Origin of the sequence: Streptomyces durocortorensis (assembly GCF_016901035.1) — a bacterium.
Lineage (GTDB): Bacteria > Actinomycetota > Actinomycetes > Streptomycetales > Streptomycetaceae > Streptomyces > Streptomyces durocortorensis.
Genome location: NZ_JAFEUF010000254.1, coordinates 1 through 9,154 on the forward strand (window position 1 = coordinate 1; position 9,154 = coordinate 9,154).

At 70.1% G+C, this 9,154-nt stretch carries 7 protein-coding genes; 5 read left to right on the plus strand and 2 right to left on the minus strand.

Annotated features, from left to right (window positions below; genetic code table 11):
- Positions 1-1,142: sensor histidine kinase (locus JS521_RS30260; protein ID WP_205086124.1), on the minus strand; the 1,142-nt coding region annotated here is incomplete at its 3' end.
- Between the two features lie 524 nt (positions 1,143-1,666).
- Here JS521_RS30260 and glmU point away from each other — a divergent pair.
- The 5 genes from glmU to JS521_RS30285 all read left to right on the plus strand — a co-directional run bounded on the left by glmU (position 1,667) and on the right by JS521_RS30285 (position 6,314).
- Complete coding sequence (gene glmU, locus JS521_RS30265) at positions 1,667-3,115, plus strand: bifunctional UDP-N-acetylglucosamine diphosphorylase/glucosamine-1-phosphate N-acetyltransferase GlmU (RefSeq protein ID WP_205086125.1); 1,449 nt, start codon at positions 1,667-1,669, stop codon at positions 3,113-3,115.
- Between the two features lie 120 nt (positions 3,116-3,235).
- On the plus strand, positions 3,236-4,213 hold the full coding sequence (locus JS521_RS30270) for a ribose-phosphate diphosphokinase (protein WP_007455203.1): 978 nt from the start codon (positions 3,236-3,238) through the stop codon (positions 4,211-4,213).
- A gap of 243 nt (positions 4,214-4,456) precedes the next feature.
- Positions 4,457-5,047, plus strand: coding sequence for a 50S ribosomal protein L25/general stress protein Ctc (locus tag JS521_RS30275; protein ID WP_205086126.1), 591 nt, complete (start codon positions 4,457-4,459; stop codon positions 5,045-5,047).
- A gap of 127 nt (positions 5,048-5,174) precedes the next feature.
- Positions 5,175-5,768: an aminoacyl-tRNA hydrolase gene (gene pth, locus JS521_RS30280; RefSeq protein WP_205086127.1), complete on the plus strand. Its 594-nt coding sequence runs from the start codon at positions 5,175-5,177 to the stop codon at positions 5,766-5,768.
- A 75-nt stretch (positions 5,769-5,843) separates the two neighbouring features.
- Positions 5,844-6,314 carry a hypothetical protein gene (locus tag JS521_RS30285; protein ID WP_205086128.1) on the plus strand — a complete coding sequence of 157 codons (471 nt, stop codon included), beginning with the start codon at positions 5,844-5,846 and terminating at the stop codon, positions 6,312-6,314.
- Positions 6,315-6,342: 28 nt separating this feature from the next.
- On the opposite strand, the gene ppc is transcribed toward JS521_RS30285, so the two are convergent.
- Positions 6,343-9,072 carry a phosphoenolpyruvate carboxylase gene (gene ppc / locus JS521_RS30290; protein ID WP_205086129.1) on the minus strand — a complete coding sequence of 910 codons (2,730 nt, stop codon included), beginning with the start codon at positions 9,070-9,072 and terminating at the stop codon, positions 6,343-6,345.
- Between the last annotated feature and the right edge of the window lie 82 nt (positions 9,073-9,154).

Consider the following 9,154-nt stretch of genomic DNA (forward strand, 5'->3'; position numbering starts at 1 on the left):
GAGATGCACGACGTGGTCGCCCACCGGGTGAGCCTGATGGTGGTGCATGCCGCCGCCCCCGAGTCCGAAGGCCCGTTCTCCACCTGCATCGCGACCTCGGCCTCCCGATGCGCGAGCCGCACCCAGGTCTTCGCGCCCGCCGCATGCTTGTGCACGTTCGTCAGCGCCTCCTGCACCACGCGGAACGCCGTCTGCTCCACCTCCGGCGGATACGCCCGCAGCTCACCGTCGACCGACAGCTCCACCACCATCCCCGCCTGCCGCACCGACGCCAACGGAACCCCACCCGCGGCGGCCGGCGCGGTCAACGCCTCCCCCGTACGCAGCACCCCGAGCATCTCGCGCAACTCCGTGAGCGCCTGCCGGCCCATGTCCCCGACCAGCGCGGCGTTCCGCACCGCCTTCGCCGGGTCCTTCGGAGCGACGGCCTGGAGGGCGGCGGCATGCACCACCATCAGGCTCACCCGGTGGGCGACCACGTCGTGCATCTCCCGGGCGATCCGGGTCCGCTCCTCCGTACGCGCCCACTCCGCCCGCTCCTCGGCCCGGTCCGCGAGCAGCGACAGCTCCCGCTCCAGCGAGTCGGCCCGCTCCCGCAGGCTCTCCATGAGCCGGCGCCTGGCCCCTATGTAGAGGCCGAGCAGCACGGACGGGGCCGTGAGCCCCACCGCCATCAAGGCGGACATCAGGGGGACGTACCAGTCCCCCGGCCCGAAGTCGGCCTGCTCGGCCACGTTCTGCCGCAGCCGTACGTACGTGACGATGAACGTCCCCACCAGCGCCATCCCCGCCAGGACGACGGTGATCCGGCGCGGCACCTCGGACGCGGCCAGCGTGTAGAGGCCGATCAGCAGCATCAGGAAGCCCATCTCGGCGGGCGTCAGCGCGATCGTCACCAGCACCACGGCGATCGGCCACCGCCGCCGGATCAGCAGCACCGAACCCGCGAGAAGCCCGAACACCACACCCACCGGCACCGGAATCCCGGTGTTCCGGGCGAACTCCACCCCCTCCAGGCCACACTCCAGCGCTGATACCAGCGCCAGTCCCACGTCCAGGGCGACACCACGTCGCCGCTCCCACCACCAGTAGCCGCGGGTGGTCGATCCCGCCGCCTCCCGGTCTGCCCCCGTTGCGGTCATGCCATCCACCCTACGGGCGGACGCATCCCAATTTCGGGTGACCGGCAACAGCACGTTCCGCATTCGAACAGGCACGAAACGCATGCCGATCGCCTGAAATGGCGAATCGACCGCGCTTTCGACCCGAACGTTCGCATTCCGGACGACGATCCCGCAGGGCGGAAAACGCGGGACTGCGCGCACGCGTCGGCATCCACCCATCCGCATCCGCGCATCCGCAGCTGCGACGGGGCCGGGAGTTGGAGCGCGAAGCTCTACCGTCGCGTAGAAGGCGCTTGGTACGGCATAGTGTTGAGTGCCGATCCGGCGAACCGACACAATGTCCGGTACAGCCGGGATTAGTCCCCCATGGTGTAATCAGGCAGCACTGCGAGTTTTGGTCTCGTATGTCCAGGTTCAAATCCTGGTGGGGGAGCTTCGACGCACGGGCCCCGACCACACCGGTCGGGGCCCGCCCCCGTTTCCCGTGGAAACACCCCCGGTATCCTGCGGATGACCACCACCCGAAGCCGAAGGGCACATCCGTGAGCGCAACCAGCCCGGCAGCCGTCGTCGTCCTCGCAGCGGGTGAGGGCACCCGCATGAAGTCGAAGACCCCCAAGGTTCTGCACGAGATCTCCGGGCGCTCGCTCGTCGGACATGTCGTCGCCGCCGCCCGTGAGCTGGACCCCCAGCACCTCGTCGTGGTCGTCGGACACGCCAGTGAGCAGGTCATCGCGCACCTGAACGCCGGCGACGCCCCCGTGCGCACCGCCTTCCAGGCCGAGCAGAACGGGACCGGGCACGCCGTCCGCATGGGGCTCGAAGAGCTCGGCGGGGGCGTCGACGGGACCGTGATCGTCGTCTGCGGCGACACCCCGCTGCTGTCCGGCGACACGCTCGGCGCGCTCGCCGCCACCCACACCGCCGACGCCAACGCGGTCACCGTCCTGACCGCCGAGGTCCCCGACTCCACCGGGTACGGGCGCATCGTGCGCGACGCCGCCACCGGCGCGGTCACCGAGATCGTCGAGCACAAGGACGCCACCGACGAGCAGCGGGCGATCCGGGAGATCAACTCCGGGGTGTTCGCGTTCGACGGGCGGCTGCTGGGCGACGCGCTGGGCAAGGTGCGCACCGACAACAGCCAGGGCGAGGAGTACCTCACCGATGTGCTCTCCATCCTCCGCGAGGCCGGGCACCGGGTCGGGGCGTCCGTCGCGGGCGACCACCGCGAGATCCTCGGCATCAACAACCGGCTCCAGCTCGCCGAGGCGCGCCGGCTGCTGAACGAGCGGCTGCTGGAGCGGGCGATGCTCGCGGGCGTGACCGTCGTGGACCCGGCGTCCACGCTGATCGACGCGACCGTGACGTACGAGCGTGACGCCCTCGTGCATCCGGGGACGCAGCTGCTGGGGACCACCCATCTCGCGGAGGACAGCGAGGTGGGGCCAAACTCGCGGATCGAGGACACCGTCGTCGGCACGGGCGCCCGGGTGGACAACTCCGTGACGCTCTCGGCCGAGATCGGTCCGGGGGCGCTGGTCGGCCCGTACGCGTATCTGCGGCCGGGGACGCGGCTGGGGGTCAAGGCCAAGGCCGGTACGTACGTCGAGATGAAGAACGCCACGATCGGTGAGGGGACCAAGGTTCCGCACCTCAGTTACGTCGGCGACGCGACCATCGGCGACCACACCAACATCGGTGCGGCCAGCGTCTTCGTGAACTACGACGGCGTCGCCAAGCACCACACGACGATCGGCTCCCACTGCCGTACCGGTTCGGACAATATGTTTGTGGCACCGGTCACGGTCGGGGACGGGGTCTACACCGCCGCCGGGTCGGTCATCACGAAGGACGTGCCCGCCGGTTCGCTGGCCGTGGCGCGGGGCCAGCAGCGGAATATCGAGGGTTGGGTGGCCCGGAAGCGTCCGGGCAGTGCCGCCGCGCAGGCCGCTCAGGCTTCGTCGCAGGAGCCCGACGGGCAAAGCTGACCGGAAACAGGTGCGCCGGTGACGGCGTACCGTGATAGATGCTCACCCCATTTCGGCTGGCTCGTTGCACATCGGGACCTATGCGTGCAGCGCCAGATACACGTCTGAGGAGACTGTGCTGTGACCGGGATCAAGACGACCGGCGAGAAGAAACTGATGCTCTTCTCCGGCCGCGCCCACCCCGAGCTGGCCGAGGAGGTCGCCCATCAGCTGGGAGTCGGTCTCGTGCCGACGAAGGCCTTCGATTTCGCCAACGGTGAGATCTATGTGCGGTTCCAGGAGTCGGCACGTGGCGCGGACTGCTTCCTGATCCAGAGCCACACGGCTCCGATCAACAAGTGGATCATGGAGCAGCTGATCATGCTGGACGCGCTGAAGCGCGCGTCGGCCCGCTCCATCACGGTGATCGTGCCGTTCTACGGGTACGCCCGCCAGGACAAGAAGCACAGGGGCCGTGAGCCGATCTCGGCCCGTCTGGTGGCGGACCTGATGAAGACGGCGGGTGCGGACCGGATCCTCACCGTCGATCTGCACACGGACCAGATCCAGGGCTTCTTCGACGGCCCGGTGGACCACCTCTTCGCGCTGCCGATCCTGGCGGACTACGTGGGTGCGAAGGTCGACCGTTCCAAGCTGACGATCGTCTCCCCGGACGCGGGCCGCGTGCGGGTCGCCGACCGCTGGTGCGACCGGCTGGACGCGCCGCTGGCGATCGTGCACAAGCGCCGCGACAAGGACGTGCCGAACCAGGTCTCCGTCCACGAGGTCGTCGGCAACGTCGAGGGCCGCGTCTGTGTGCTGGTCGACGACATGATCGACACCGGTGGCACGATCTGCGCCGCCGCGGACGCGCTGTTCGCGCACGGCGCCGAGGACGTCATCGTCACGGCGACGCACGGGGTGCTGTCGGGTCCGGCGGCCGACCGGCTGAAGAACTCGAAGGTGAGCGAGTTCGTGTTCACGGACACGCTGCCGACGCCGGGCGAGCTGGAGCTGGACAAGATCACGGTGCTCTCGATCGCGCCGACGATCGCGCGTGCGGTGCGTGAGGTGTTCGAGGACGGTTCGGTGACGAGCCTCTTCGAGGAGCAGGGCTGAGCGGAGCAGGGCCGACCGTCCGAGGACGGTCCCTGTTGATCCACTGACGGTCCCTGTTGATCCACTTTGGGGTGCGGCCTCCCCGCCGGGTAGACTCAGCGAGTTGCTCGGCGAGGGAGGCCGTACCCGTGTGTACGGCGGTCCGTTATCGACGCGCTCTTCGTAGCAGGCCTGTCGTGGGCCGGGTGACCGTTCGAGTTCCGTCGCCCCCGACGGCTCTCCGTACCTGACGAGGAGTGCAACATGGCCGAGATCAAGCTCGCCACCGAGGTCCGTACCGAGTTCGGCAAGGGCGCCGCCCGCCGTGTCCGTCGTGCCAACCAGGTTCCCGGTGTCGTCTACGGCCACGGCGCCGAGCCGGTCCACGTCACCCTGCCCGGCCACGAGCTGCTGCTCGCGCTGCGTACGGCCAACGTGCTGATCGGTCTGGAGATCGACGGCAAGAACGCGCTGGTCATCCCGAAGGCCGTGCAGCGTCACCCCCTCAAGGGCACCATCGAGCACGTCGACCTGCTGACCGTGAAGCGCGGCGAGAAGGTCGAGGTCGAGATCGCGGTGCACGCCGAGGGCGACCTGGCGCCGGGCGCCAACCTGCTGGAGTTCGTCCAGAACACCCTGCTCGTCGAGGCCGAGGCCACCCACATCCCCGAGTCCGTGACGGTCTCCGTCGCGGGCCTGGACGCCGGTGACTCGATCGTCGCCAAGGACATCACGCTGCCCAAGGGCGCCACGCTGGCCGGTGACGAGGACGCCATCGTGATCCAGGTCGTCGCCGCGCAGGCCGAGGAGCCGGCCGCGGGCGAGGACGCCGAGGCCGAGGGCGCCGAGGCCTGAGCCTCTCCCCTCACCGTTCCACCTGCTTGACTGACGGGGTGGTGGTTCCCTTCCCGGGGAGCCGCCGCCCCGTTCGCCTGCCATCCCCCCTGTGCGAGCCGTACGAGTACGAGGAGACCGAGCGCTGATGTCCGACGCCACCGACCCCTGGCTCATCGTGGGCCTGGGCAATCCCGGCCCCGACTACGCGGCGAACCGGCACAACGTCGGGTTCATGGTCGCCGATCTGCTGGCGACACGGATCGGCGGGAAGTTCAAGCGGGCGCAGAAGGCGCAGGCGCAGGTGGTGGAGGGGCGGATCGGTCCGCCGGGTCCGGGGAGCCGGCGGGTGGTGCTGGTGAAGCCGATGTCGTACATGAATCTGTCGGGCGGTCCGGTGACGGCGCTGCGGGACTTCTACAAGGTGCCGACGGACCATGTGGTGGCGGTCCATGACGAACTGGACGTCGACTACGGGTCGCTGCGGCTGAAGCTGGGTGGCGGGGACAACGGGCACAACGGGCTGAAGTCGATGACGAAGGCGATGGGTCCGGACTATCACCGGGTGCGGTTCGGGATCGGGCGGCCGCCGGGGCGGATGCAGGTCGCGGATTTCGTGCTGAAGGATTTCGGGTCGACGGAGCGCAAGGAGCTGGCGTTCCTGGTGGACCGGTCGGCGGACGCGGTGGAGTGTCTGCTGGCGGAGGGGCTTGAGCGGGCGCAGAGCGCGTACAACTCCTGACATTCCCTTTCCTGGTGGGGCGTTTTTCGGCCATAGGTTGACCAGGAGTACGGGTCTGGCCAAGGATCTGCCCCCATGAAGCGGAGCTCTTCCCACCGGGCGGCGGTCGCGGGGCGGCGAGTGGCCATGGGGCTGGTCGTCCTGGTGCTGCTGGTCGCGGGTGTGTGGTCGTCGTGGGAGACCGCGCACCACATCATTCTGGCCAAGGGCCGTGACCACGGGACCGTGACGGTGTCGGAGTGCGGCGACGAGAAGTGCACCGGGTCGTTCACACCGGACGCGGTGTCACGGGAGCGGGCGCGGGTGACCGTGGACCGGTCGGTCGCGGCGCGCGAGGGGGATCGATTCCCCGTGGTGGTGAAGCCCGGCTCCGATGCGGTGGTCCGCACGGGGACGCCGGGCTTTCTGCATGCCTGGGTGCCGCTCGGCGGGGCGATGCTGCTGGCAGCGTTCGTGATCGGCGGCGGGCTGCGGATGGCGCGGACGGCGTGGGGTGTGGGGATGACGGGGGCGGTCCTGCTGGTGGCGACGTTCGTCGCGCTGTAGCAGGACCGCCCGTGTGCCTACGCGGTGCTCAGCCGGTGTTGCGCAGGCCCGCCGCGACACCGTTGACGGTGAGCAGCAGGGCGCGGGCGAGCAGTGGGTCGGGCTCCTCGCCGCGCTCGGCGGCCTGGCGCTGGCGGGCGAGCAGGGAGACCTGGAGGTAGGAGATCGGGTCCAGGTAGGCGTCGCGGATGGAGAAGGTCTGCTGGAGCACCTGGTTGGTGTCGAGCAGCTTCTCGCCGCCGGTGATGCGCAGGACTTCCTGCACGGTGAGGGCGTGTTCGGCCTCGATGGCGTCGAAGACGTGCTTCAGCTCGTCGGGGACGAGCGTGTCGACGTAGTGCCGGGCGATGCGCAGGTCGGTCTTGGCAAGGGTCATCTCGACGTTGGAGATGAAGTTGCGGAAGAAGTGCCAGTGCTCGTGCATCTCGTCGAGGACGGTGTCGAGTCCGGCTTCGCGCAGGGCCTTGAGGCCGGAGCCGACGCCGAACCAGCCGGGGACGATCTGCCGGGACTGGGTCCAGCCGAAGACCCACGGGATGGCGCGCAGGCCGTCCAGTGAGACGCCCGAGCCGGGGCGGCGGGAGGGCCGCGAGCCCAGGTGCAGGTCGGCGAGCTGGTCCACCGGGGTGGAGGCGAGGAAGTACGCGGGCAGGTCCGGGTCCTCGACGAGCTTGCGGTAGGCGCCGTGGGCCGCGTCGGAGACGGTGTCCATGGCCGCGTCCCAGCGGGCGAGCGCCTCGTCGGACTGGCGGGGCGCCGTGTGCAGGGCGGAGGCCTGGAGGGTGGCCGCGACGGTCAGTTCGAGGTTCTCGCGGGCGAGGGCCGGGATGAGGTACTTGTCGGAGATGACCTCGCCCTGCTCGGTCACCTTGATCTCGCCCTCCAGCGTGCCCCACGGCTGGGCGAGGATCGCGTCGTGCGAGGGGCCGCCGCCACGGCCCACGGTGCCGCCGCGGCCGTGGAAGAGGCGCAGGCGTACGCCGTAGCGGTGGGCGACGTCGCGGAGGCGGCGCTGCGCGCGGTGGATCTCCCACTGGGAGGTGGTGATGCCGCCGAACTTCGAGGAGTCGGAGTAGCCGAGCATGACCTCCTGGACGTCGCCGCGGAGCGAGACGAGGCGTCGGTAGGAGGGGTCGGCGAGCATCTCGTCGAGGATGACGTCGGCGGCCTTCAGCTCGTCCGTCGTCTCCAGGAGCGGCACGATGCCGATCTTCGCCCAGCCGGCGTGGAGGTCGAGGAGTCCGGCCTCGCGGGCGAGGACGGCGGCGGCGAACACGTCGTCGGCGCCCTGGCACATCGAGATGATGTACGACTCGATGACCTCGGGGCCGAAGCGTTCGAAGGCCTGCTTGATGGTGTGGAAGACGCCGAGGGTCTTCTCGCCGGCCGCGTCGAGCGGGGCCGGGGTGGGAGCCAGCGGGCGGCGCGAGCGCAGCTCCTTGGCGAGGAGCTTCTGCCGGTAGTCGCGGGGCATGTCGGCGTAGCGCCAGGACTCCTCGCCGAGCCGGTCGAAGAGCTGGCCGAGGGCGTGGTGGTGGGCGTCGGCGTGTTCGCGTACGTCCATGGTGGCGAGCTGGAGGCCGAAGGCGGCCAGGGTGCGGATGGTGCGGTCCATCCGGCCGTCGGCGAAGAGGCCGCCGCGGTGCTCGCGCAGGGAGGTCTGGATCAGCTCCAGGTCGGCGATCAGCTCGGCGGTGCCGAGGTAGTCGCAGCCGGGGCGGTGGGGGGTGCCTTCGGCGAGGCGCTCGCGGGTGTTGACGAGCTTCTGCCGGATGCAGGTGGCCTTGAGGCGGTAGGGCTCCTCGGCGTTCAGCCGCTTGTAGCGGGGGCTGATGCCGGGGAGGCGCTCCAGGTCGGCCTGGAGGGAGGCGAGGAGTTCCTCGGTGGCTCCGGCGTAGCGGATGGAGTTGGAGAGGAGGCCGCGGAGGTAGTCGATCATCTCCAGGGCGTCAGTGATGCCGTGCTCGTGCTGGAGGATCAGGACGTCCCAGGTGACGGCGGGCGTCACGTTGGGGTTGCCGTCGCGGTCGCCGCCGATCCAGGTGCCGAAGGTGAGGGGGCGGGTGCCGGCGGGGAGTTCGACGCCGACGCGGTCCAGCTCGGCGGCGAGGTCTTCGAGGACGTCGCCGACGGCGTTGGCGTGCAGCTCGTCGAGGTAGTAGATGGCGTTGCGGGCCTCGTCGGCGGGCTCCGGTCGGACGACGCGGAGTTCGTCGGTCTGCCAGATGAGGTCGATGTTCTCGGCGAGGCGGAGGTCGAGGCGGCGGCGGTCGGCCTCGATGACCGGGGTCTCCAGCAGCTCGGCGATGCGGCGGAGCTTGTTGAGGACGGAGCGGCGTGCGGCCTCGGTGGGGTGCGCGGTGAAGACCGGGCGGACGTTGAGGTTCTTGACCGTCTCGCGCAGGTGCTCGGGGTCGGCGTCCTTGAGGCGGTCGGCGGTGCGGGCCAGGAGGCCGCCCTCGGCCGAGCGGCGGTCGCGCATCTCGTGGGCGCGGTGGACCTGCTCGGTGACGTTGGCCAGGTGGAAGTAGGTGGAGAAGGCGCGCACGAGCTGGGCGGCGGTCTCCAGGTCCGTGTCGCCGAGGAGCTCGGCGGCGGCTTCGCCGTCGGTGCGGGTCAGGGCGCGTACTCGCTCGACGAGGTCGAGGAGTTCCTGGCCCTCCTGGCGTACGAGGGTCTCGCCGAGGAGGTCGCCGAGGCGGCGGATGTCGGCGCGCAGCGCGGGGCTGGCGGCAGGGGTCTGGTCGGCACTGCTCACAGTGTGCGGCTCCTTGCAGTGAATGAGGAGGTGCGTTCGCTTCGCCGTCCCCCCGTTGCGAGGCGGTGGGGGCGGGTGGCGG

Coding starts and splice junctions, on each gene's coding strand:
- JS521_RS30275 (WP_205086126.1), top strand. CDS start 4,457: ATGGCCGAGATCAAGCTCGCCACCGAGGTCCGTACCGAGTTCGGCAAG.
- pth (WP_205086127.1), top strand. CDS start 5,175: ATGTCCGACGCCACCGACCCCTGGCTCATCGTGGGCCTGGGCAATCCC.
- JS521_RS30285 (WP_205086128.1), top strand. CDS start 5,844: ATGAAGCGGAGCTCTTCCCACCGGGCGGCGGTCGCGGGGCGGCGAGTG.